The sequence below is a fragment of the Glaciimonas sp. OK215 genome, from assembly GCF_057787885.1.
The window spans coordinates 280844-304853 of sequence record NZ_JBYMEG010000004.1 but is presented as its reverse complement, the minus strand read 5'-3'; the positions used below and the strand labels follow the sequence as shown (position 1 = coordinate 304853).

Here is a 24010-nt window from a genome sequence, read left to right as displayed (position 1 = left end):
GACCTGGACAATTGTTGGTCAGTAGATAGCCGGTGTCGAGTGCACGTTTCCACTATGGCGTCCATTGATATGGGTCGTTTCAAAAAAACTGCACTGATACGATGTCGGCAGTAAGGTAGGCAGGTTAATCATCACCCAAATGGAGAACGATAACGGCGATGCAAGAATACCGACGAAGCAAAGGGCAATGCCTGCTGTACACGATTGATTACGACCAGGGTGAATACTTCATACAGCGCGATGGCGTGATGAAAAAATCTGTTCCCGATGCCATTATCGTCAGCGTAATGCCGCATGAGGCGACACCCGAGCTCATGCTGCGCACGGCGATAGCGGATATCGAGGCGCTGAACGGCATGGAGGAGTAGGTTGCTCGGTGGAGCGCATCGCTCGTCGGAGCGGGCTTTGCTCCGATCTGTTTCAGGGCGCCTCGCGCGATCCAATCGTCTTGGTGTCGCCTGCGAGGCGCTGGCAGGGCCTTGGCAGCGGCCGGAAGGAGGGACATGATAATCAACTCGAGTGATTTCCGAGTACGGGAAGGAGAGCAGGTTAAATTGAAGAAGTGGCCGACGCTGGTGGACCCCGTTTACCGGTCGAAAGAGCACTATCAGGAGCTCCTCGGAGAACAGGTGGGGGAGCTAAGCGCGCTGCAACAACTCCACTACGCATCCAGCCGCTATGCAGTGTTGCTGATTTTCCAGGCCATGGATGCGGCCGGGAAGGACGGCGTCATCAAGCACGTGATGTCCGGCGTCAACCCCCAAGGCTGCCAGGTATTCAGCTTCAAACATCCGAGCGTTACGGAATTGGAGCACGAATTTCTGTGGCGCGCTTCCCAGTGTTTGCCGGAACGCGGTCGGATCGGCATCTTTAACCGATCCTACTATGAGGAGGTGTTGATTGTTCGGGTACATCCGGAAATTCTCCGGAGTCAGGGGCTTCCGGATGGGCTGCTCAACGAAAAAACTGTCTGGCAGCAGCGGTATCGCTCCATCGTGGACATGGAGGACCATCTTTGTCGCAATGGCACAAGGATCGTCAAGTTCTTCCTGCACCTTTCAGAGGAAGAGCAGCGAAAGCGCTTTCTCGATCGGATCGACGAGCCCGATAAGAACTGGAAACTCAGTCTTGCCGACATTGAGGAGAGAAAATTCTGGAAACAATACATGCAGGCCTATGAAGCCTGCCTGAGCGCAACGAGTACAAAAAATGCACCTTGGTATGTGGTTCCAGCCGACGACAAGGAAAATGCCCGGCTGATTATTTCCCGGATTATTCTCGATACTTTTAAGGCGCTTAACATGCAGTACCCAGAAGCCGACGCCAAGCGTCGGCAGGAATTGCTGTCGATTCGCCGCCAGTTGATGATGGAAGCTCCCAAGTAGCAACCGAGACCGGTAAATTCGCTGTTGACCGGCGATTTCTTGGTTTTCCACTTTTCGTCACGAACCAGAGGCACGACAAGCGTTAGCACTATCTTGAAAATGAAAGGAGTCAATCATGCAATCGCCACGGCAGCGTAATGCGGTACGTATTATTCTGGACGAGCACGAGCAGTTGTCGGCAGTAACTCACGGCATGCTGAATTTTGTACGCCTTATCGATAAAGGTCAGACGGCACCAGGGCTGATGGTGTTTCGCGCGATGCTCTTCTACATACGGGAGTATCCAGAGCAGATACATCATCCAAAAGAAGACCAGTACCTGTTCGCGCGCTTGCGAGACCGGACCAACGAACTTGATAAGACGCTCGCCGAGTTGGCGTCCCAGCACGCGCAAGGTGAGGCGCTGGTGCGGGAATTGGAGCACGCACTGACCCGCTATGAACTGCAGGGGAGTGCCGCATTTCCGGTATTTCGTGACTTGGTGGAGCAGTATGCCAGGTTTTATTTCGGCCACATGCGGTTGGAAGAAGAAGTGATTCTGCCTGCTGCCAAGCGTCTGTTGACGCCAGAGGACTGGGCCGTGGTTGACGCCGCGTTCGCTGGCAATATCGACCCGTTTGCCGGAGCCGACCTGAAAGTGGACCTCGAAAAGCTGTTTTTGCTGATCGTCAATATCATTCCTGCACCGGACGGCGAGGAGGCTCCGATCTAAATTAAATATGCATGCACATGCTGTTCGCGTGCGATACGGAACGTTGTGACGGCGCAACGACGTTGACAAGCGTCGCAAGCTTGCTTATTGTCAATTTGTCCGAGCCCCGATTCGGAACCTTTCAATAATAATTTCAATAATGATGAGAAGGGAATTACCTCGACATGGACTCGTTCATAACTCGATACCTGGGCACTAGATATTTCTATCTGTTAGTCGTCATCTTCCTAACGCAAATCTTGTTGAGCTCACCGGTAGCCCATGCGCTGCCGGTGTTCGCGCGACAAACCGGACAAAATTGTATGGCCTGTCACGCCGGCGGGCAATTTCCGGAGCTGACTGCCTATGGGCGATTGTTCAAGCTGACCGGTTACACCATCGGTACGCGCACCGTTCCGCTCTCGGTGATGGGGGTCGCAAGCTTCACCAAGAGCTCCAGTCCGGATAGCGATACGGCATTTGCCAAGGATGCGGTTGCCCTGTTCCAAACCGGCAGCGTCTTCGTCGCTGGCAAGCTCACCGACAATGTCGGCGTGTTCGCACAAGCGACCTTCAATAACTACGACAGTCAAAATCCGGACTCCGGTAAATGGCAAAGCAAGTGGGTGTCCGACAATTTCGATTTGCGCTACGCGGATCGATTCATCGATCTGAACCGGGACTTGATCGTCGGCCTGACCTTGACCAACAATCCTTCTATCTCCGACCCCTGGAACACCGCGCCGGCATGGCTTCAATATGTCCCGACGAAATTCGGGGTGACCGGGCCTGATGCCACACCGATCATTAGCCAGCTCGGCGCACAGGCCGCCGGCGTCGGTGCCTATGCCTTCTGGAACCAGACCTTGTATGCGGAGCTGGCTGCGTATCAGACCGCCAACGGCGTCTGGTCGTTCTTGAGCCAGGGCACGTCGGATCAGGACCAGACCAAGCTCAGGGGCACCAATCCCTATTTACGGCTGGCGCTCAGTCACGACTGGGGGCCGCATAGTGCGATGGTGGGGGTGCTCGCCATGAATGCCGACATCTATCCCGACAACCAGAATCCGACCGGTCCGACGACACACTATCGCGACCGAGGGGTGGATGCGCAGTATCAATATCTGCTGGATCCGCATACCGTCACGGCACAGTTCAGCTATATCAGGGAAACCATCGCCAATGGCGACGTGACCGGCATTGCCTCCAATGGGTCGAATACCCTCAATCAGCTAAGGCTGAAAGCCAGCTATATGTATCGGGCGAAATATGGCACCAGCCTGAGCTACTTCAGGACGACCGGAACTTCGGATGCGACCTTGTACCCGGATGTGGCCGCCAATCCCGGCACCCGCGGCTGGGTGCCCGAAGTGTTCTGGCTGCCGGTGCAATACGTCCGGGTTGGTGCGCAATACTTTGCCTACACCCAGTTCCACGGGGCCTCCAGCAACTACGATGGGGCTGGCCGCAATGCGAAAGATAACAACACACTCTTTCTCTATGTGTGGGGAGCCTACTAAATGCATAGCTATGATGACCATCATCCCGTACTACGCATGGCCAAGACAACGCGATTCGAGAAACTCAAGCGGAAAGTCGCTTATTTACCCTTGAGCGTGCTCGTCATTGCGATGGTTGCCGGTTGTTCTTTGCCGGAACGGTCGCGTTCCCTGGGCGATCCGAATGTCGCAGCCAAAACACTTGCGTTGCAAGTCTGTTCGAATTGCCATGGCGTTCAGGGCGTGTCCGTGTCTCCCAACTTCCCGCATCTGGCGGCACAGTCGGAACCGTATCTCGTAGAACAGCTAAAATCCTTCAAGAGCCATGGCCGTTCGGACCCCGCAGGATTCGAGTATATGTGGGGTATCAGTGCCCGGCTAAGCGACGAGCAGATCAGCGGACTGGCGGCTTATTTTTCTTCCCAGAAGCCCGCTTCCGGAAAACCCGGAAATCCGGCGCTGCTCCACGCCGGCCAAACGATTTTTGAAAATGGCATAGCCGCCACCAACACGCCGGCCTGTTCCGGATGTCATGGCGCCAAAGGTGAGGGCATGCAACAGTTCCCGCGTCTGGCCGGCCAGCACGCCGACTATATCGTCAAGCAACTGATGGTTTTTCAAAGAACCGAGCAAAGGCCCGAAGGGGCCATGATGAAAGTTGTCACGCACTCCCTCACACCCGAGAACATGAAAAATGTCGCGGCCTATCTGGAAGCCATGCCGTCTTCCCAATAAGGCGAGTTGCCCACAGTGCCGTTTCACGTAAGGTGAGGTATTCCAGTGGGGCTCGCCGATCGAAATCGTACTCAACAGTATCACCGCGCCCAAGGCTGTCTGTGCGGCAGCCTGTTTGTTTTGGCCGCCACGTTCAATTTTTTGCCACGTGTAAACGTCACCTCAATTTTAATAACTTTGGACAAATATTATGACCAGCCGTCGCGAATTTATACTTCAAATCAGCCTGGGGAGCGCTGCGTTGGCAGCAGGTTCTGTCCTGGCCCAAGGTGCCATGGTCGCCGAGAATGATGCCCAGGCTTCAGCCCTAGGCTACAAGGCGGATGCCGGCAGGGTGGACAAGGCAAAATTTCCCAAGTACGCGGCTGGCCAGCAGTGCAGCAATTGCGCACTGTACCAAGGCAAGCCCGGCGAAGCAGTTGGTGGCTGCCCGCTGTTCGCTGGCAAGCAGGTTGCGGCGCAAGGTTGGTGCAGCGCATGGTCTAAGAAGGCCTGACGGCGGCGTCTGACAATCTGGTCAAGCCAATTGATTTCCATGTCACATGAGCAACACCAATTTTTGACATAGATCAACCTCTGACGGCGGTTCAGAGTCTAGAGTTACCATTCATATCGTGCTCGCATGATCGCGCCAATCGCACCCGCATGCTCCTGACCATGCTCGGCATGATGATCGGGTTCGGCGCCGTCGTCATGATTACGGCGATTGGACAAGGCGCACAGTATTAGGTCGATGCGTCTATCGCTTCGATGGGCAGCAATTTATTCATCGCACGCTCGGTTTCGACAACTGCAGGAGGTGTGCGTTCCGGCACCGGCGGAGGGACCACCTTGACCATGGGCGACGCAGACGCCCACGTGAACTGTCGACGATCGCGCCAGTGGCGCCCACGCAGCCCGGTACGGCCCAAGTTGTCTACGGTGCCAACAACTGGAGCACCGGCTTGATGGGCACCATACCGGCTTATCTCAATGTGCGCGACTGGCACTGGCCGAAGGTTCGGTCTTCACCGATGCCGAAGTGCGCTCGGCGACCCGCGTCGCGCTCCTTGGCCGTACCGTGGTCAACAATCTATTCGGCGACGAAAGTCCGGTCGGCAAGACGAGACGCATAAGCAAGCGCACTTATGTAGTGACAGGCGTGCTCGGGGCAAAAGACAGAGCTTGAACGGACAGGACCAGGAGGACACTATTTTAATTCCGGTCACCACCGCACAGCGCATACTTTTCGGCAGCCAATTCCACGACTCGGTACGCTTGCTTGCCGTGCAAGCCACATCGGCCGCGGCGATGAATGCTGCCGAACACGACATGACGCAGCTCTAGCGTCGACGCCATCGTTTGCAGGACTTTATGGACCACGATTTCGACATTCGCAATCTGACTGCGGTGGCTAATGTCGCCGCGAAGACGAGCCGCGTCATGCCCTGATGCTGGGTGCAATCGCTTCGATATCGCTCGTCGTCTTCGGCATCGGCATCATGCTTGTTTCGGTCACGGAACGCACACGCGAGATCGCTATCCGCATGGCAATCGGCGCCCGCGAATGCGACGTGCGGCTGCAGTTTCTGCTCGAAGCCGTCATCATCTCCGGCGCCGGCTGCTTGATCGGCGTGGTCCTTGGCATCGTCGGCGATAGAGGCCCTGCGCTATCAATGAGACCTTGCAAAGCTCAATCGGTGAGCATATGTGGGCACCTTCATGTTTAACGTAGTCCATGTATCAAGTGCTGTTTTGCTCCGTATCGGGCGAATTTATCCAAGCTGCTACCGGCATGGTCGAGCGAAGCCATTCTCGTCCGACAATCACCTGTGCCACCGCTGCCAGCACGCCATTGATCAGCAGCGCGTGTCTCACGCCCAACAGACTGACCGAAATCCCGGTTAGCAGGCTGCCGAGCGAGAGGCCGCCGCGCATGGCAAGCATGTACAAGCTGACGGTCTGGCCCCGTAGTTGCGGCGGGGTATTGGCTTGAAGGAGGGTATTCGCCGAAATGTTGCTGACGCTCATCGTAATACCTCCGACAAGCAATAAGGTCGGCAGCCCCCAGAACCACGGGTTAAGCGCTGCAAGCACGAGGACTACCCCATATGCACCGGCGAACCATGAACTCAAACCGCGCCGATCGCGGTTGGCGTTAGCAAAAAGAAGTCCGATGGCGCCGAGCAGGCCACCGACGCCGAATGCACCGACGGCAGCACTGAAGTGACCGGCGTCGCCATGGAAAGCGTCTTTGACGAGTATCGGACTAAAGGTCACCAGTTGTGCACACAATAAGCTGCTCAGGAATGTTGTGAGAAGTGCGCCGCGCAGGTAGGGTATGCGCACGATTTTCAACACGTCGGCAAATAGATGGTTGCGCTCATTCACGCCGTCGGCAATCGGTGTTGGCATCCGACGCGGCAGTATCCACAGGGCGACGACGATGAACGGTATATACGATGCCGCGTTCACCATGAAGCATCCTACTGCGCCGACACTGAGCAGCAAAATTCCTGCGATGGCCGGCCCCAAAATGCGGGATAGGTTGAATTGTGTCGAATTCAATGCGAGGCCGGAAGCGATCTGCTTGTGCTCGACAATGGAGGGCACAATTGACTGAAACGAAGGCATGGAGAGCGCATCCGTGATACCGACGACCAGAGAAAGAACAATGATCATCCATGGTCTCACCACCCCGACCAGCAGTAGCACCACCAGCAATGCTGGACACAACATCTGGATTGATTGAAATTTCGCAATCACGACACGCCGGTCAGCACGGTCTGCGAGCATGCCGCCCACGAGCGTCAGAAGCCATATGGGTGCGCCCAAGGCAAACGTATCAAGTCCTATCAGGAATGAAGATGCGCCAAGGCTGAGAAGAAGCCACGGCTGGGCCACCTGCTGAGCCCAGGTGCCGATGTTGGACAGCAGGCTGGCGAACCAGAACGTAGCGAAGCGACGATTCCGTAGCAGGCTGATTGTTTCGCCCAAGGTCGTGTCTGACATAGTTGACTAAGCCGAATATTTTACGTAGCAGCGGTCTTGTGATGCGTCGCTACCCGACAACGTTGTCTGGAATATATGACCCGACGGACTATCAATATCCTCTCGGATGCAGCGCCATCGTGATTGCAAACCCCAGCCATGCCGCGCCAATCACGAACGCCAGGCCGGGAACAACCTGGGCAGCAAACACCCGGCCACCGCTACTGTAGGCAAACATTGCTTTCGATATGGTGTTGGTTGTCAGGCCAGCGAGAATGGGTACAACGGCCTCCGGGGTTCCAATTCTGCCGGAGGCAACAAACGAGGCAATGGAAGCGGCCGCGGCATGTGCATCGGCGAATCCGCCAATTGACGCAGCCGCGATAAGACCATTCGTGCCTAGCCATGCGTTTAGTCCCGCTGATATGAACAGTATCGCAGAGATCATGGCCGAGAACAGCAGCGCTGTTTTCAGACTAAATGGTCGCCCTATGTCGATGGTAAGCGACGCTTCGTGCCGGACCATTTTCACAATGAAGAATGCGGCATAGGCAATGGCTGCGACGACACTGCAAACAAGGGGGATGGCCAGCGCATACAGGGTCGCTCGGTTCGTTACGGCCAACACGATGGCCATTTGCACGATAGTGGCGACGGTCGACAAGACCGCTCCTGTTACCGCCGGGTGCATTAAAGCGGGTTCCCGATCTGCACGCGCGCCCATTGAACTTATCGTCATGGTACTGGATATGAAACCCGAAGCCAGGCCCGCGATGGGAAGACCGAAACGCGGTCCGACGCTTCTCAGCGCGATGTGGCCCGCCGCGCTGATCGCCATCATTAGAACAGCAAATTTCCAGATGGTGCGCAGGTTTAAAGCGCCAAATGGTCCGATGTAGGCATCGGGCAGGAGTGGCAACACCACCAGCGCAGAAGCGGCCAGGATGAGCGCATCAGTCAACTCCGCTTCGCTTAGCACCGAGAGAACAAAGTGATGCAGCAGGGTGCGTGCCGCGAGCAGGATCACCAGGGCCACGGCAAGGCCCGAGGCCAGCGCCGGTTCACGTGTGCATAAGCCGCCGAGCAGGAGGGTAAGCATGAGTGCCGTCTCGGTCGTCAGGCCCGGATCCTGCTGCACATTTCGCTTATAGGCTACCGCCAACAAGAGGGCCAATCCGAGCAGCAATGTCGCCAGCAGCAATTCACCACCCAGCAGCAGGCCGATGGCACCCAGGAGGGAGGTGATCGCAAAGGTACGGATCCCGGCCGGCGCGCGGAACGGCCCTTGGCCCTTGCGACGCTCACGCTCCACGCCGATCAGCAGACCAATTCCCAGGGCGATCGCCAGCTTGAACGCTAATTGGTCAGCGATGGGCATAAACAGGCCCTACCGGATATGCATGAAAGATAACAGGCCTGAAACGCAAACTGTTGCATTATTCACACCCTATTAATGGCTGACCGTTGCAAAAAGTATGCTCTCCAGATGTTGCGCACCTCTTGATCCACGTCAAAAAGCCCCGGGGAGAACAGGCATAGCATCTTCTCATCCTATTCCCCCTCGCAAGGAAACACTATGTTCAAGACCATATTGTTGGCGACCGACGGCTCCGATCTGTCGAGCAAGGCTGTCCAGGCGGCTGTTGAATTTGCCAAGAACAATGGCAGCAAGATCATCGGCCTGTCGGTTGCCGAAATCTATTCCTATTTTCCGATTCGAATGATGGGCGGAGATGAAGATCTGAAAGCGTTAAAAGATGGTGTCTCGCAGCATGCGGAAGAGAATGTCCAAGAAATCGCGGAAATGGCCAAGAAAGCCGAGGTGGTGTGCGAAGTCCATACCCCAAAAGGCTGGTGCGCCCAGGAAATCATCAAGACTGCCGAGCGACACCACTGCGATGTGATATTCATGGCCTCGCATGGCAGAAAGGGCGTGAATAAATTATTGCTGGGCAGCGAGACGCAGAAGGTCTTGGCGTATTCCAACATTCCTGTGATCGTGTACAGGGCCTAGACAGAATGTATTGACGGCAGGCGCGAATCTGCACTTGCCGCAACATGCACTGTGAGAACAATGAACGGTCACGTAATCGCGCTTGAAGTAGCTCGTCGCACAGTCTCTGACGATGCCGGGCACACGTTGCTGGCAGCTCGCTGCCAAGCAGGTTCCGACCTGTTCGTAATGGGTTACGTTGCGCATCCGCGCCGGCGAGGGGTATTGCTCGGCGGAGTTACCCGTGTGGTGCTGGAGGCCGCACCATTCCGGTATTGATATTGGATTGAGGGCGTGCTTGCTCTTCCGTGCGCCACCAATGCGCAATTTCTGGGTCATTTTTGATGTGCATCAAACGTGCCTGCAGAACTAGCAACTACCTCTGGCTACAATGTATCTAACGGTGCTTGCCGGCTGAGGCGTTGGCGCCGGTAATGACAGCTTCGTTTTGTATACCCCCGTGCAAGCCCTGCAAATTGATGGCCGGATGCCCAATTCACGATCAGGTAGCGAACTATTAAAGAACGTCCAGGGACAGTACATGGACTAGAGCCGTATTGATGCATCGAACCGGCATTGCTGGAACCTTGCTTGGCAAGGGCATAGCGCAAGGAAACGAATGATGGAAGAACTCGTATGGTCGCCACAGATGTCATTGGGCGTTCCCGCGTTGGACGACGCCCACAAGGCGTTTGTCGAAGAACTGGCGCAGCTCGTGACCGCCTCGGACCATGAATTCGGCTCCCGCCTGTTTGCGCTCATCGCCGGGATAGAACGCGATTTTCGCGAGGAAGAGGCTTTGATGGAAAAAATCGATTTTCCCGGGCTCAAGCGTCATCGCGAGCAGCATGCCAGAGTGTTGAGTGCACTCCACCATGTTATCCCGGATGTCATGCGGGGCAACTGCGCATCTGCATGGAGAGCGATTGAATTATTGCCGCAATGGTTTCTGTTCCACCTGTCGACGATGGATGCGGCATTTGCCGTTGCGCTCGATTTGGCGGGTATTCAAACGTATCTGCCCGCAAGTCCGGCTGCGCAAGTCGATATCGTTTAGCCGGTGCTGACTCCCGGGGACAAAAATAGCCGCAATGCGGTTTCGCTTTACCTGCAATGAACGAATGGAGATGCAGAAACCTGGTGCCTGACCGCCATTCACAACCTGACTGTTCCGAGGAGATAAAAATGTTCAAACATATTCTTTTGCCCACCGATGGTTCGGCAACGTCCACAAGCGCGATTAAAAGTGGCATTGCATACGCCAAGGAAAACGGTGCGAAGGTCACCGGTCTTCATGTGATTCCCGAATTTCAAGTCTTCACTTATCAGACCGAGATGTTGGGAGACACCCGGGAACAATTCGAAAGAGCAAGCATAGTGCAAGCAAAAAAATATCTTGCGGAAATTGAAGCGGCTGCCAAAGAGGCGGGTGTGACATGTGACACGCTTTACGTAACCAGTGACAGTCCGCATGAGGAGATCATCAAGACCGTGCAGGATCGAGGATGCGACCTCATTGCCATGGCCTCTCACGGCAGAAAAGGCGTGAAGCGACTTTTTCTGGGAAGTGAGACGCAGAAGGTGTTGACCCTGAGTCAGATACCGGTGTTGGTATTCCGCTAAATGGCAAGGTTCGGTCATGCGAGCAATGACGGCGCGCTCCCATGTTGAATCCGAATACGCCATAGCGACCGCCAATTGCTGGAGTAATAATCAGCGGCGTCCTACGGAGCCAACATGAGCAAACGCATTCTCTTGATACAAGGCCATCCGGATGATAAGCACCACCATCTGTGCCATGCGTTGGAAGATGCCTACGCCAGTGGCGCGACGGTAGGCGGCGGGAATGAGATCCGGCGCATCCGCGTTGCAGCGCTTGATTTTCCGCTTTTGCGCAGCCAACATGAATGGGAACACGGGGTCCTGCCTCCCGGCCTAGAGCAGGCGCAGGTAGCGATCAAGTGGGCAGAACACATCGTGTTCTTTTTTCCGCTTTGGCTAGGCGACATGCCTGCGCTGCTCAAGGGCTTTCTCGAACAAGTGGCACGCCCAGGATTCGCATTTTCAGCCGAAGGGGAAAACCCGCTTGCCCACAAGGCACTTGCCGGGCGAACAGCGCGCGTGGTCGTCACCATGGGTATGCCCACGCTGATGTATCGCTGGTATTTTCGTGCGCATAGCATTAAGTCGCTTGAGCGTAATATCCTGGGTTTTCTGGGTATTTTTCCGGTGGACGAAACCTTGATCGGATCGGCTGGAAAAATGGAACCGGAGACTGCCCGGAAATGGCTGTCTAAGCTGGGAAAACTTGGCGCGGATGGTGCGTAAGACTCGGAAGGAGGGGAAATCGGATGCCAAGAATGTTTTGGAGTAGAAACAGTCATTCACATTGAATGCAGAACGCCATCCGGTGTATGACGAACAAGCCTGCGTTGCTTGCTCAAAGCAGCATCAAGCCATTTGTCGTGACCGTAAATGTCTTGAACGCAATAGACTTTCCCATCATTTTTGACAATTGCCCAATTGCCGGAAACACGATGCACTTTATGGTTGCAACACATAGCGTCCGGGGGCGTCGCATTGCGCCTGGCCCATCGCCGGCGGCTTGATTTGTTTGCCGGCGCGGGCTGCAAGCCAGGATTCCCAGGCGGGCCACCATGAGCCTTCATGCTGGGGGACACTCGTTTGCCAAGTGTCGGCATCAACGAAGGGACCGTCTTGGGTATGGACGGCAATTTGATAGCTTCCAACTGGCGAGCCCGGAGGCGACACAACGCCGGCATTATGTCCGCCAGATGTCAGCAGAAAGGTCACTTTCGTGTCGGTAAGAAGGTCAATCTTGAAGACCGAACGCCATGGTGCGACGTGATCGGTGAGCGTACCTACCGCAAAGATCGGAATGTGAATGTCAGTCAGTCCAACAGCTCGACCATTGGTACGATAGCGGCCTTCTGCAAGATCGTTATGAAGGAACAGGTGGCGCAGGTATTCCGAGTGCATGCGATAGGGCATCCGCGTAGCATCCGCATTCCACGCCATCAGGTCGTTTTTTTGCTCGGGCAATCCAAGCAGATATTGGTTCAGGCGATGCGACCAGATCAGATCGTTTGAACGCAGCAACTGGAAGGCACCCGCCATTTGTTTTGTGTCGAGATAGCCTTGGTACCACATGATCGCTTCGAGAAAACTGATCTGGCTTTCGTCGATAAATAGCGATAGTTCACCCGGCTCCTTAAAGTCAACCTGTGAAGCAAACAGCGTCATGCTTGCCAGTCGCTTGTCGCCATCGCGCGCCATCGTTGCGGCGGCGATCGACAGCAAGGTGCCGCCGAGGCAATAGCCGGCTGCATTGACCTGCTTGGCACCGGTGAAGCGGGTGATAGTCTCGATCGCATCCATGACCCCCAGCGTTCGATAATCTTCCATCGACAAATCCCGGTCGTCGGCAGCCGGATTTTTCCAGGAGATCATGAAGACGGTGTAGCCCTTGTCGACCAGATATTTGACCAGGGAATTCTGGGGCGATAAGTCCAGGATGTAGTATTTCATGATCCAGGCCGGAACAAATAGCACCGGTATGGCGTGAACGGTCGTGGTAGACGGGCTATATTGAATAAGTTCGATCAGATTGTTGTGAAACACAACTTTGCCGGGCGTCACCGCAACGGTTTCGCCGACTCTGAATGCCTCATCCGGCTGCGGTTGGCTGCCAGTGACGCTCTTCATCCAGTCGGTAAATGCATTTGCCGCCCCAAGCATCAGATTGGCGCCACCGCTACGTAGAGTTTGCTCCAATACCACCGGATTGGTCATTAAAAAATTCGACGGTGCCAGCATATCCAGAACTTGCCGTGTCGTGAACGTCACCACGTCTTCGTGATGCTGCGACACACCGCGGATATCGGTGGTGGCGCGATGCCACCACTGCTGCCTCAACAGGAATCCCTGTGATATCACGTTGAAAGGCCAGCGCTCCCAGCCGGGGGCCGCGAAGCGTTTGTCTTGTGGCAAGGGCGCGATGCATCGATCCGGTTCCGGATGGTCGAGGCGGCCCGCATTGATTGCGTATAAGTACCAGCGCCAGCATTTTTCCCAGGCTTTTTGTGTCAGCTTCTGTTGTTTTGATGGAGAAAGCTGAAGATGGGTCAACCAGTCGAAGTAAGCGTTGTCCAGCGCGGCAGGGGAGATGTTTCCCGTTAGCCGACCGAGCCAGGCATTGGCGATCAGATCCAAGTCCGCAGAAGGAAAGCCGGTTTCCGAATACTCCTTGGTCAATATGCCTAGCCATGCGCTCGCCAGGCGTTCAAAGCCTGCACGCGTCGGCAGATTCTTGTCACCCATGGCATACACTCCCGCAAAGGTAATTTGACGAGAATAACAAGGCTGCACTGGAAAAGTTTGATCCACATCAACTCCTTACGACAGCGCTGCGAATTCTGAAAGCTGGGAAAACTCGGCGCGGATGGTGCGTCGTCTCGGGAATATAAGCGATCGGTGAGCCTTTCTCGGATATCCATGCCAACGCCTGCACCAGGGCTTTCGCCAGTGATGACATGCCCGCGCTGATTGTCAGCTGGCCTCAATAAAAACAATTGTCACGATAGGCCAAATCGCCGAATATATATACGCATAGCTACCGTCTCAGGAGTTCGACCATGCAAACTGTCACACATATTCTCCAATCCAAAAAGGACCAGACGGTTTGCAGCATTGCGCCCACTGCAATGGTGATAGATGCCATCAGGCTATTGGGAGAGAAGGGTATCGGCGCGCTGTTGGTAATGGAGGGTGAGCGCATCGTCGGCATCGTTTCCGAACGCGACGTTACCAGGAAAGTCGACCTCTTGGGGCGTTCATCGAGCGATACCCCGGTCCGTGACATCATGACGTCTTCCGTCATGTATGTCAGTCCAGCTCAAACCAATGAACAATGCATGGCGCTGATGACAGAAAATCGGCTGCGCCACCTGCCAGTCATGGAGAACGGCAAGTTGATCGGCCTGATCTCCATCGGCGACCTGGTGAAAGGTATTATTTCCGAACAGCAATTCATTATCCACCAACTCGAACACTACATCACGGGTGTGCGGGCTTAAGCGATTAGCGTATGAGCTACTTCCCGGCCTCTATATATCGACTTTGATTTGAGCGCATGTGTTGACATGACGGCGTTGTATGTCATCAATGTGACGTCGCAGCGACAGTGAGCTTGCGCGCGCTCAGTCCTTTTCTTTTTCCTGCGCTTCCGGGCTGGCGCTGGGATGGCTCTTAGCGCTGTAGTTCTCGCCATACCGCTCAAGGTAGTCACGAATGAGTTGGCGAACGACTTGTGACGGCGTTAGGTCTTGCGCCGCACACAGGTCTTCGAAAGCCTTCTTCTTCACGGGATCGACCAGCACGGTTAAACGGGCTGTTTTGATTTCCATTGTTCAACCTTATGTTGAAGTACGAAATATTGTCATCTAATTATAATTTGATATTTTTAAATTGTCGCCCAGCCTTTTGTTGCAAGTCCGCTTTGAAGGCATTGCAGAAAAACATACCAGCCAAGGTGGAGGATGCCTAGAGAACTAGCAGATTTACCGCAATGCAGCCATCCGCGGAGTGGAATGCCAGTTTAATCACATTCTTCCCTTCGAAGGTCATGTGAAGATAGGAGTCTGTCGCTTGGCGCCTGGTTTAGCCTACCTGCCGGTACCGCAAATTAGCGGCTGTGCTGGCTATGCTGGGGCGTCCCATACCGCGCATGTTAAGAGGAGCACCATGGAATTCCTGGAGGTTATGGTGTATGTGGCAGCCGTTGTGTTCGCGCTGGTTGTGATATTCGGGATATTGTATTTCCGACATGCCCAGATCGGAAACGTGGGCCTGGAGGAAATCGCAGTCGAGAGCACCGAATCGGATGCGCTTTTCTCTTCTTCGTTTCACTTTGATCGTCCTGATCAGATGACCGAGGTAATTGGCAGTTATATGGGTGCGCAGATTTACCGCTTTGCAGCCATCCACGGGAGGGAGTACCAGTTTGATCATATTTTTCCTCCCACGGGGAAGATGCAGGAAGAGAAGGGTGCGTGTTGCCTGGCGCCCGGATTAATCTACTTACCGGTACCGCCACCAGAATTCATGCTGTTAGCCGACTGACCTCTTGGTCACCAATGCGGCTCTTCGTGCTGTAGTTGATGCCATAACGCTCCATATATTCTCGCATGAGCTGGCGAACAACCTGGGATTGCGTCAAATCTTGCCCAGCGCACAATTTCTCAAAGACTTTTTTCTTAATGGGATACACCAGCACGGTGAGTCGAGCTGTTTTGTTTCCCATGGTTATATTCTTTGATAGTTATAGTGGTTGCATTATCATGCGATTACAATCGTATGCACCAACATTTCGCGTTTTTGTTGCATTCTGTCGAGTGTTATGCCATTCAGTCGCTGGGTCCGTCAACACGCACCGCTGGTTGCCTTGGTCAATACTTGGCCGAACGTTATACGTTCATCGCGGCGTTGGGTGCCGGAAGTGACGAACAGAGGTGAGGAGCAGTAGTGGCAGACTTGCTTGCAATAGACTACATTCTACTGATCGTAGCCGGGTGGCTCCTCATTGGCGCTTGTGGCCTATTCGTCATGAAGCGAACCGCGATTGTGGCCCATCTGCTGTTTCCGCTAGGCGCTGTTCTCGGGGTGATATTGGGCATCGTTGGCTTGGTCAGTTGTTTTGGCTCGCCGCAAATCGCGGTCCTGTTGCTGGGTCTGCCCGATTTGCCGTTTCATCTTCGACTCGACAGTTTGTCTTCCTATTTTCTCGTCGTTCTTGGCATTGTCAGTACAGGCGTCTCCCTTTTTTCCGCCGGCTATTTTCGGCACGGTGAAGGGACACCGCCAGGGCTTTTATGCCTTGAATATCATGCCTGCCTTGCCAGCATGGCGTTGTTATTGATCGCCGATGACGCCTACGTGTTTATGGTCGCATGGGAAACGATGACCTTGACGGCAACACTGCTGGTGATCGCCAATCACCGCCTACCCGAAGTGCGTTACGCGGGCTTTCTCTATTTGCTGATATCCCATATCGGCGCACTCGCGTTGTTGCTTTGCTTCGGACTGTTGCAAGCCAATACCGGCGACTACACCTTTGCCAACATGCGCCTTCAGCATTTGGAACTGTTTTGGGCATCGATTGCTTTCTTCCTCGCGCTGTTCGGATTTGGCGCCAAGGCAGGGATATTACCGTTACATGTCTGGCTGCCGGAAGCGCACCCGGCGGCACCATCGCCGATATCTGCGTTGATGAGCGCCTTTGTGCTGAAGACGGGCGTGTATGGCGTTTTACGGGTCACGTTCGATTTGCTGCATATCCAAGTGTGGTGGTGGGGCGGGGTAGCACTGGCGATCGGCCTTGCCACCGCCTTGTTCGGCGTGGTGCTCTCTGCGGTCCAAACCGATATGAAACGCCTGCTTGCCTATTCGTCGATCGAAAATATCGGGCTGATCTTCGCCGGCATCGGCTTGGCGGTGCTATTTCGCGCCTACGGCATGGCGAGCCTGGCGGCACTATCGCTTACCGCTGCGCTGTATCATGTGGCCAGCCATGGGGCATTCAAATGCCTGTTATTCCTCGGCACCGGCACGGTCCTGCATGCGACCGGTGAGCGCAATCTCGGACGGTTAGGGGGGCTCATGCGCTTCATGCCCTGGACTGGATGGGCAGTGCTGGTCGGGGCATTGGCTGCTGCTGGCCTGCCGCCGTTGGGTGGCTTTGTGTCCGAATGGCTGCTGTTGCAAAGCTTTCTGTTTACGCCAGGATTACCCAATTCATTCCTCAACATGCTCATTCCCATCGTCGCCGCGGTGATTGCCTTGGTAGGCGCGTTAGCCGGTTATGTGATGGTCAAATTCTTCGGGATAATCTTTCTCGGCCAACCCCGCGAGCAAAAGCTGAACCAGGCGCACGACGCTGATCGATGGGAATGCCTCAGCTTTGGGTGGCTCGTTGCCGTTTGCCTGTTTGTTGGCTTGTTCCCGGTCCAGATGGTGTCGGTTCTCGGGCAGGTCACGCACCGGCTGGTCGGTGACGATATTGCCGCGACCGTCGCCCAAAATGGCTGGTTGCTGCTCGCGCCGGTCACCCCGCAGCGGGCCAGTTACACGCCGGCCGTGTTCATGATGATGCTGATTGTGTGCTGCCTGTTGGCTTATTTGTTGGTGCGGCGCTTTTATCATGGCCGGTTCAGGCGGGCCGCACCTTGGGGTTGCGGCTATCCTTTTCAAAGCGCCCGCATGCAAGATACTGCGGAAGGCTTTGGTCAGCCAATTAGAGAGATTTTTGGACCTTTCTTCCGGATGACGCGCGAATTGCCATCATCGTTTGATAAAGCGCCACGCTACAAGGTAAAGATCGAAGATCCATTTTGGCAATGGCTCTATCGTCCTATCATCGCACTCACCGAACGCGTCGCCCGCGCTGTCGGCCGGTTGCAACACGGGCGCATCGCCGTATATCTGGTCTACAGCTTTTTAACGCTACTGCTGTTGCTGCTGGTGGTGACAATATGATCACTACCTTTGGTTTTATATCGCAGTGTCTGGAAATCCTGCTGGCGCTCGCGGCGGCGCCGCTATTGACCGGATGGGTTAGCCAGTGCAGGGCATGGCTGCAGAATAAATCCGCGCCTCACCTCCTGCAGCCGTATCGGATGCTGCACAAACTGTTCTATAAGGAGTCGGTGTTAGCCGAACACGCGACCGCGTTGTTTCGTATCGCCCCCTATGTCGTGTTTGGCTGCATGACACTGGCCTGTGGAATCATCCCCACACTATCGACCAACTTGCCGTTATCGCCCGCAGCCGATGCCATTGCATTGGTCGGACTCCTCGCGTTGGCACGGGTTTTCATCTCACTGGCGGCCATGGATATCGGTACCGCTTTCGGCACCATGGGGGCGCGGCGCGAGATGCTGGTCGGCTTCCTGGCGGAACCTGCACTGTTGATGGTGTTGTTTTCCGCTTCCCTGATTACGCACTCGACCCTGTTGACGAGTATCGTCGATACCCTGGTGCATCGGGAGCTGGCGATTTACCCAAGCATGGCCTTTGCGGGCGTGGCGTTCACGATGATATCGCTGGCAGAAAACGCCCGCATACCGGTCGACAATCCGGCCACCCATCTGGAACTGACCATGATTCATGAGGCGCTGCTGCTCGAATACTCCGGCCGTCATCTTGCGCTCATGGAATGGGCCGCCAGCCTCAAATTATTTGCCTACTCATGCATCGGCATTGCCATTTTTTTCCCGTGGGGAATAGCGGAGGCCAACCAAACATTCGCGTTACTGTTGTCGCTGCCCATCCTGGTGGTGAAGCTCGCCATTGGCGGCGCACTGCTCGCTCTGATCGAAATGAGCAGCGCCAAGATGCGTATTTTCCGGGTGCCGGAATTTCTCACGACGGCGTTTCTGCTGGCGGTCATCGGCATGCTCGTGCATTTCCTCCTGGGAGCATAGGATGACGCATTTCGCCGTACAACTGATCAACATGTTGGCCGCCACGCTGCTGATGCTGAATTTTGCCATGCTGAGCCAACGCAGGATTCTGTCATTGATTCGCCTCTATACCTTGCATGGGGCGACCCTGGTCGCATCCGCTCTGGTGGTGGCATTCATCACGCATGATAACGACCTCTACTTTTCCGCAGCATTGACCTTTGTGCTGAAAGTGGTATTGATTCCCGGGATACTCCATCGGTTGATTCTGCGTCTGGACGTCAAATGGGACGTAGAGCCGCTGATCAATATTCCAACCACGATGCTGATAGGTATCGTACTGGTGATTATCGCGTTTAATCTTGCACTGCCCATCGCCAAGTTATCCTCATCCGTCGCGCGCGGCACCCTCGGTATTGCGCTGGCCTGCATCCTTCTTTCGTTGATGATGATGATCACGCGCTCCAAGGCGGTGCCGCAGGTGATTGGCTTTCTCGCAATGGAAAATAGTTTGTTTTTCGCAGCGACGGCGGCAACCAATGGGATGCCGATGATAGTCGAACTCGGGATTGCGCTCGACATTCTGGTCGGCATTTTGATACTTGGGGTATTCATGTTTCAGATCCGAGAACAGTTCGACAATATGGATATTCACAATCTGGAAAGCCTGAAAGAAGACTGACATGGATCCGCTGTTGTTTGTCTTGTTCACACCCTTGCTAGGCTGCCTCACCCTGGGCTTGCTCGGTCAGCGCGATGCGGCACCCGAAATCAATGTCGGATTCAGCCTGACGACCTTTATCGCTGCGGCCATGCTGACCGCAAAAATCATCGCCAGCGGACCAATGTTCGCGTTCGGCAAATTATTTTTTATCGATCCGCTCAATGTTTTCCTCGTCACTTTGACGGCGTTCGTCGGCCTGACCACCTCTTTGTTTTCGCGACCGTACATGCGCATCGAACGCGATCACGGCAAGATGACGCCGAATCGCATGCGGTTGTACCACAGCATGTACCAGCTATTCATGTTCACCATGCTCCTTGCGCTGATGACCAACAACATGGGAATCTTGTGGGTGGCGATGGAAGGCGCGACCCTGGCGACCGTTCTGCTGGTGAGCGTGTATCGCACTGCGACCAGTCTGGAGGCTGCCTGGAAATATTTCATTTTGTGCGGAGTCGGTATCGCACTAGCGCTGTTTGGCACGATACTTCTGTATCTTGCCGCCGATCGTCAACTGGGGGGCGATACCGATGCCTTATTGTGGACCAATTTGAATGACATCAAGGCGCACCTTGAGCCCACCATCATGTCTATCGCATTTGTATTCCTGCTGGTCGGCTACGGCACCAAGATGGGCCTGGTGCCGTTGCATAGCTGGTTACCCGATGCACACGCCGAAGGACCGACGCCGATCTCGGCCGTGCTGTCGGGTCTTTTGCTCAATGTCGCGCTTTATGCGGTGCTGCGCTTCAAAGTGCTGGCGGACGGCGCCTTGCACAACGGCATGCCCGGTAAGTTGCTGGTCGGTTTCGGTTTGCTCTCGGTATTGGTCGCCACGTTTTCGTTGTCGCGGCAAAAAGATGTCAAGCGGATGTTCTCCTATTCATCCATCGAGCATATCGGACTCATGACTTTTGCATTTGGTATCGGCGGACCGATCGCAACCTACGCCGGACTGCTGCACATGACCGTACATTCACTGGTGAAATCTGCCATCTTTTTCACGGTCGGCCATGCAACACAGAAAGCCGGTACCCAGGTCATGGAAAACATCCGCGGCCTGGTAAAAATCAGTCCGACCGTAGGCTGGGGCATGCTGATGGGCGCGCTCGCGATCCTCGGCATGCCGCCGTTTGGCGTGTTCGCCAGCGAATTTCTGATCGTAACCACCGCCATGCGCGAATTACCATGGGCGACACCGATACTCCTATTGGCGCTGGGCGTCGCGTTTGCCGCGATTTTTTCTCGGGTCAAGGAAATGGTCTTTGGTGAAACGACCGCAAAACCGCTGCCACACCCGCCGGCGTTGTTTCCGGTATTCATCCACCTTGGACTGGCATTGATGCTTGGCTTGTATATTCCCCCCTACCTAAACGGATGGTTTCGGCAGGCAGTCAATATGATTGTGGAGCGATGAATGGACATTCAAGCACTTGCCGCACGATATGCGGTTCCCGTTACAGCACTACCGGGAATGGCGCCGGTGTGCAAGGCGGAGGTCAGCGCGCAGGATTGGCTGCGGATTGCACAGATCATTCGTGCAGAAGGAGGGCGCCTTATCTCGCTGTGGGGTACCGACAAGCGACCGCCAGCCGATCAATGGATCATGTCGGCCGCTTATTGCGTCGCAGAGGGAGTGCTTTGGCTTCGGCTACCGGTGAGCGAACAGGAAGGATATCCGGACCTCTCTGTCGTGTTTCCCAGCGCGGTGCGCATGCAACGCACCGCGTTCGATCTGTTGGGCCTACGCTCGAATGGGGCAGACGATCTTCGACCCTGGGTTCAGCATGGTCGCTGGCCCAAAGATTACTTCCCGTTGCGCCGACAATTCTCTGGCCAGGAACAATTCGACACTCCGCTGGAAAACTATCCGTTTGTGTCAGTAGCCGGCGATGGCGTCCATGAGATTGCCGTGGGGCCAATTCATGCGGGCATCATCGAGCCCGGTCATTTTCGATTCTCGGTCGTCGGCGAAAAGGTATTGCGCCTGGAACAACGCTTTGGTTATGCGCACAAAGGCGTGGATAAACTTTTTACACAGCGCCAACTCGCGAATGGACATCAGCTTGCCGGTCGAATCTCAGGTGATTCGACTGTGGCCTTTGCCTGGGCCTATTGCATGGCGGTCGAGGCCGCTACGGCATGCCAGATCCCACCGCGCGCGCAATGGTTGCGTGCGCTGTTGTTGGAGCGTGAACGCATTGCTAATCACTTGGGCGATTTGGGAGGGATTGGCAACGATGCGGGTTTTGTGCTGGGTCAAGCCCAGTTTACGATGCTGAAAGAGGACTGGGTCCGTTTGAGTGGTCAACTGTTTGGCCACCGTTTCATGATGGACCGCATTATTCCTGGTGGCACCGCGGTTGATCTTGATGCTTCTGGTATAAATTTAATGATGGCGCAATGCGACCACATTGAGACGAAAGTCCAGGCGCTTCGGCTTATCTATGAAGAGCATGCCGGCTTGCAGGATCGTTTTATTTCCGCTGGTCGCGTGTCGCCGAAACTGGCGGCGGAACTCGGCTTGTGCGGATTGGCCGGGCGGGCCAGCGGTCAGGCATGGGACGTGCGGTCCGATCATGCCATTCCACCCTACGCGGAGTTGAATCATCACATGGCGACACACCGCGATGGAGATGTCGCCGCACGCGTATATGTGCGGTTCGAAGAGATGGTCGAGTCGATGCGACTGCTGCGGGAAATTATGCATCAATTACCGCATGGGCCTACCTACGTGCCATTACCTGCGCCCGAGGCCGATGGTGTAGGGGCCGGTTGGGTAGAGGGTTGGCGCGGTGCAATCTTCATAGCATTGGAACATGATGCGCAAGGAAACATTCTCCGCTGTCACTGTCACGATCCCTCCTGGCAGAACTGGCCCGTGCTGGAACATGCCATCATGGGCAATATCGTCCCGGATTTCCCTCTCATCAATAAATCCTTCAACCTCAGCTATTCAGGACATGACCGCTGATGTGGCTACTTCTCAAACAAATCGCGCGCGTCGGTATTCCGACAGAAGCGGCACCCACCACAAACGATGCCTGGCGAACACAGCGTGAACAACTGCAAACGGACATTCTCCATATTCTGGGCCGCGCGCTATGCATTCGTGCCGTCGATGCCGGCTCATGCAATGGCTGTGAACTGGAAATACACGCCTTGAGCAACCCTTACTACAACATCGAGGGGCTGGGTATTAAATTTGTCGCCAGTCCGCGCCATGCCGATATGCTGTTAGTCACCGGTCCGGTGACGAAGAACATGGAAGCCGCATTACTGCATGCTTATGACGCCACGCCCTATCCGAAACTTGTCGTCGCCATCGGGGAATGCGCTTGTAGTGGGGGGATTTTCGGTGAGAATTACGCGACTTGCGGTCGCGTCTCGAACGTGATCCCGGTTGATGTGACCGTGCCAGGGTGCCCGCCAGCGCCGATCGACATTCTCCAGGGTATATTGACGGCGGTATCGACACGAGCATAGATAAACCACCGCAATAATCCGACGCCATAGATTTCATTCGACAGAGCGGTTTCCTTCCTATGGCTGACTAGGCTTCAACGTGCAAATCGAGCTGCGGCACAATATAGCGCGTCACGGCTAGAACGCTGGAGCAAAGGTTCCGAGTCGCCACTATGCCACTTGGACAACGCCGTCATTGCCCTTGCACGAATTGAATTCAGGCATTTACCCAGAGTGAACCTGCTTTACATTCCAATCCGGCGCTTCGCTCATTGTTCTTCCCCTTGGTTATAAATCCGAAACTATTTTATGTAGATAAAAAATATAGCCACCCAAGCCGCCTTGCACGCATAGTGAATAAGCTGGTCGAAAAACATGTTTATCTTTTTGTCGCATTTCTTCAGGTCAGTTAGTGCGTGAATTACCGCCTCGGCCAGACAAAGCCAAACGCTTCCCGTAATGAGGAATACAGCCCCACCATGAATCAGTGCATGCGATGACAGGCAATAAGGCCAATAGTCTGCGCCAAACGCTGTATTAGGATTTTTGCCTTGCGCTAAGAAATCGCCTTGCAGCGGGTAATCGGCAAGAGAATGCAAAACCAGTAAAGCCACGAACATTTCAAACGGTTGAAGATTAAACATACACCCCCCTTGTTGACCTTAACCTTTTACAGGCTGTGACGTTTCAGACGCATTCCAAGAGTGTCTTCTAAGTCAGCTTTCCGGGCTCGTTATCGTCCTTCGAGTAACAAAGTCCATCACCTTCAATCGTGCCAAAAAAAGGATTCAGAATTTAGCGCGAGCTCTTTGGATTTCAAGAATACCGCTCCAGTCTTGAGACTTCCAGCATGTTTATTGCTTTTTTTATTGGTATGCCGAGGGAATTTGTGCGCAGCTTACGCCACAGGCCTTGCTGCTGTTTGCGTATGGGTTCCTGCGCCAGCGCTGTCAAACAGCGTTCAATATTTTCCAGGAGTCAGCAGCGCAGAAAGATGGAATGCGCACTCCGATTTTCGGATATTTTGATGTATATCAATCTTTTTTTATGCCGCGCTTCATAGTATGGA

The 24010-nt window shown here is 54.7% G+C and carries 28 protein-coding genes; 22 read left to right on the top strand and 6 right to left on the bottom strand.

The window, feature by feature from the left end:
* Nucleotides 1-158 precede the first annotated feature (158 nt).
* The 9 genes from AC3CHX_RS32120 to AC3CHX_RS32080 all read left to right on the top strand — a co-directional run bounded on the left by AC3CHX_RS32120 (nt 159) and on the right by AC3CHX_RS32080 (nt 6019).
* On the top strand, nt 159-368 hold the full coding sequence (locus AC3CHX_RS32120; RefSeq protein WP_488645241.1) for a hypothetical protein: 210 nt from the start codon (nt 159-161) through the stop codon (nt 366-368).
* A gap of 135 nt (nt 369-503) precedes the next feature.
* Nucleotides 504-1385: an ADP-polyphosphate phosphotransferase gene (locus tag AC3CHX_RS32115; protein WP_488645240.1), complete on the top strand. Its 882-nt coding sequence runs from the start codon at nt 504-506 to the stop codon at nt 1383-1385.
* Between the two features lie 115 nt (nt 1386-1500).
* Nucleotides 1501-2097, top strand: coding sequence for a hemerythrin domain-containing protein (locus tag AC3CHX_RS32110; protein ID WP_488645239.1), 597 nt, complete (start codon nt 1501-1503; stop codon nt 2095-2097).
* Nucleotides 2098-2399: 302 nt separating this feature from the next.
* Nucleotides 2400-3596, top strand: coding sequence for a cytochrome C (locus tag AC3CHX_RS32105; protein ID WP_488645238.1), 1197 nt, complete (start codon nt 2400-2402; stop codon nt 3594-3596).
* Nucleotides 3597-4310 carry a c-type cytochrome gene (locus tag AC3CHX_RS32100; RefSeq protein WP_488645237.1) on the top strand — a complete coding sequence of 238 codons (714 nt, stop codon included), beginning with the start codon at nt 3597-3599 and terminating at the stop codon, nt 4308-4310.
* A gap of 190 nt (nt 4311-4500) precedes the next feature.
* Nucleotides 4501-4806, top strand: coding sequence for a high-potential iron-sulfur protein (locus tag AC3CHX_RS32095; protein ID WP_488645236.1), 306 nt, complete (start codon nt 4501-4503; stop codon nt 4804-4806).
* Nucleotides 4807-5331: 525 nt separating this feature from the next.
* Nucleotides 5332-5478: an ABC transporter permease gene (locus tag AC3CHX_RS32090; RefSeq protein ID WP_488645235.1), complete on the top strand. Its 147-nt coding sequence runs from the start codon at nt 5332-5334 to the stop codon at nt 5476-5478.
* On the top strand, nt 5475-5636 hold the full coding sequence (locus tag AC3CHX_RS32085) for a hypothetical protein (RefSeq protein WP_488645234.1): 162 nt from the start codon (nt 5475-5477) through the stop codon (nt 5634-5636). The genes AC3CHX_RS32090 and AC3CHX_RS32085 overlap by 4 nt, the downstream gene beginning before the upstream one ends.
* Nucleotides 5637-5740: 104 nt before the next feature.
* Nucleotides 5741-6019, top strand: coding sequence for an FtsX-like permease family protein (locus AC3CHX_RS32080; RefSeq protein ID WP_488645233.1), 279 nt, complete (start codon nt 5741-5743; stop codon nt 6017-6019).
* A gap of 13 nt (nt 6020-6032) precedes the next feature.
* Here AC3CHX_RS32080 and AC3CHX_RS32075 read toward each other — a convergent pair whose 3' ends face one another.
* Together AC3CHX_RS32075 and AC3CHX_RS32070 are read right to left on the bottom strand one after the other, a co-directional pair.
* Nucleotides 6033-7301 (bottom strand): MFS transporter, encoded by a 1269-nt coding sequence (locus AC3CHX_RS32075; RefSeq protein WP_488645232.1) that lies wholly within the window; start codon nt 7299-7301, stop codon nt 6033-6035.
* A gap of 91 nt (nt 7302-7392) precedes the next feature.
* On the bottom strand, nt 7393-8658 hold the full coding sequence (locus AC3CHX_RS32070; RefSeq protein WP_488645231.1) for an MgtC/SapB family protein: 1266 nt from the start codon (nt 8656-8658) through the stop codon (nt 7393-7395).
* Between the two features lie 198 nt (nt 8659-8856).
* Between AC3CHX_RS32070 and AC3CHX_RS32065 the strand changes: the two genes are divergently transcribed.
* The 5 genes from AC3CHX_RS32065 to AC3CHX_RS32045 all read left to right on the top strand — a co-directional run bounded on the left by AC3CHX_RS32065 (nt 8857) and on the right by AC3CHX_RS32045 (nt 11601).
* Complete coding sequence (locus AC3CHX_RS32065; protein ID WP_488645230.1) at nt 8857-9294, top strand: universal stress protein; 438 nt, start codon at nt 8857-8859, stop codon at nt 9292-9294.
* Nucleotides 9295-9354: 60 nt separating this feature from the next.
* Nucleotides 9355-9552: a hypothetical protein gene (locus AC3CHX_RS32060; protein WP_488645229.1), complete on the top strand. Its 198-nt coding sequence runs from the start codon at nt 9355-9357 to the stop codon at nt 9550-9552.
* 340 nt (nt 9553-9892) lie between these two features.
* A complete protein-coding gene (locus AC3CHX_RS32055) occupies nt 9893-10330 on the top strand; it encodes a bacteriohemerythrin (RefSeq protein WP_488645228.1) in 438 nt (145 codons plus the stop codon).
* Nucleotides 10331-10458: 128 nt separating this feature from the next.
* Nucleotides 10459-10896, top strand: coding sequence for a universal stress protein (locus AC3CHX_RS32050; protein WP_488645227.1), 438 nt, complete (start codon nt 10459-10461; stop codon nt 10894-10896).
* 114 nt (nt 10897-11010) lie between these two features.
* Nucleotides 11011-11601 (top strand): NAD(P)H-dependent oxidoreductase, encoded by a 591-nt coding sequence (locus AC3CHX_RS32045; RefSeq protein WP_488645226.1) that lies wholly within the window; start codon nt 11011-11013, stop codon nt 11599-11601.
* Nucleotides 11602-11817: 216 nt separating this feature from the next.
* On the opposite strand, the gene AC3CHX_RS32040 is transcribed toward AC3CHX_RS32045, so the two are convergent.
* Nucleotides 11818-13614, bottom strand: a complete 1797-nt coding sequence (locus AC3CHX_RS32040; RefSeq protein WP_488645225.1) for a PHA/PHB synthase family protein — start codon at nt 13612-13614, stop codon at nt 11818-11820.
* 314 nt (nt 13615-13928) lie between these two features.
* Between AC3CHX_RS32040 and AC3CHX_RS32035 the strand changes: the two genes are divergently transcribed.
* Nucleotides 13929-14369 carry a CBS domain-containing protein gene (locus AC3CHX_RS32035; RefSeq protein WP_488645224.1) on the top strand — a complete coding sequence of 147 codons (441 nt, stop codon included), beginning with the start codon at nt 13929-13931 and terminating at the stop codon, nt 14367-14369.
* A gap of 123 nt (nt 14370-14492) precedes the next feature.
* Here the strand turns inward: AC3CHX_RS32035 and AC3CHX_RS32030 are convergent, their stop codons facing one another.
* Entirely contained in the window at nt 14493-14699 is a 207-nt protein-coding gene (locus tag AC3CHX_RS32030) for a CopG family transcriptional regulator (protein ID WP_488645223.1), read from the bottom strand.
* A gap of 337 nt (nt 14700-15036) precedes the next feature.
* Here AC3CHX_RS32030 and AC3CHX_RS32025 point away from each other — a divergent pair, with 337 nt between their 5' ends.
* Nucleotides 15037-15414: a hypothetical protein gene (locus AC3CHX_RS32025; RefSeq protein WP_488645222.1), complete on the top strand. Its 378-nt coding sequence runs from the start codon at nt 15037-15039 to the stop codon at nt 15412-15414.
* On the opposite strand, the gene AC3CHX_RS32020 is transcribed toward AC3CHX_RS32025, so the two are convergent.
* Complete coding sequence (locus tag AC3CHX_RS32020; RefSeq protein WP_488645221.1) at nt 15395-15595, bottom strand: CopG family transcriptional regulator; 201 nt, start codon at nt 15593-15595, stop codon at nt 15395-15397. The genes AC3CHX_RS32025 and AC3CHX_RS32020 overlap by 20 nt on opposite strands.
* Before the next feature lie 221 nt (nt 15596-15816).
* On the opposite strand from AC3CHX_RS32020, the gene hyfB reads away from it, so the two are divergent.
* The 6 genes from hyfB to AC3CHX_RS31990 are packed head-to-tail and all read left to right on the top strand — an operon-like array spanning nt 15817 to nt 22962.
* Nucleotides 15817-17826 (top strand): hydrogenase 4 subunit B, encoded by a 2010-nt coding sequence (gene hyfB / locus AC3CHX_RS32015; RefSeq protein ID WP_488645220.1) that lies wholly within the window; start codon nt 15817-15819, stop codon nt 17824-17826.
* Nucleotides 17823-18773, top strand: coding sequence for a respiratory chain complex I subunit 1 family protein (locus AC3CHX_RS32010; protein ID WP_488645219.1), 951 nt, complete (start codon nt 17823-17825; stop codon nt 18771-18773). Before hyfB ends, AC3CHX_RS32010 begins: the two co-directional genes overlap by 4 nt.
* Before the next feature lies 1 nt (nt 18774).
* The gene (locus AC3CHX_RS32005; protein WP_488645218.1) at nt 18775-19434 is read left to right on the top strand and encodes a formate hydrogenlyase; all 660 of its coding nucleotides are present in this window, start codon (nt 18775-18777) and stop codon (nt 19432-19434) included.
* 1 nt (nt 19435) lies between these two features.
* On the top strand, nt 19436-20893 hold the full coding sequence (locus AC3CHX_RS32000) for a hydrogenase 4 subunit F (protein WP_488645217.1): 1458 nt from the start codon (nt 19436-19438) through the stop codon (nt 20891-20893).
* On the top strand, nt 20894-22450 hold the full coding sequence (locus tag AC3CHX_RS31995) for a hydrogenase large subunit (protein ID WP_488645216.1): 1557 nt from the start codon (nt 20894-20896) through the stop codon (nt 22448-22450).
* Complete coding sequence (locus AC3CHX_RS31990; RefSeq protein ID WP_488645215.1) at nt 22450-22962, top strand: NADH-quinone oxidoreductase subunit B family protein; 513 nt, start codon at nt 22450-22452, stop codon at nt 22960-22962. The genes AC3CHX_RS31995 and AC3CHX_RS31990 overlap by 1 nt, the downstream gene beginning before the upstream one ends.
* A 281-nt stretch (nt 22963-23243) precedes the next feature.
* Here AC3CHX_RS31990 and AC3CHX_RS31985 read toward each other — a convergent pair whose 3' ends face one another.
* Complete coding sequence (locus tag AC3CHX_RS31985) at nt 23244-23585, bottom strand: DUF3307 domain-containing protein (RefSeq protein WP_488645214.1); 342 nt, start codon at nt 23583-23585, stop codon at nt 23244-23246.
* Nucleotides 23586-24010: the final 425 nt, after the last annotated feature.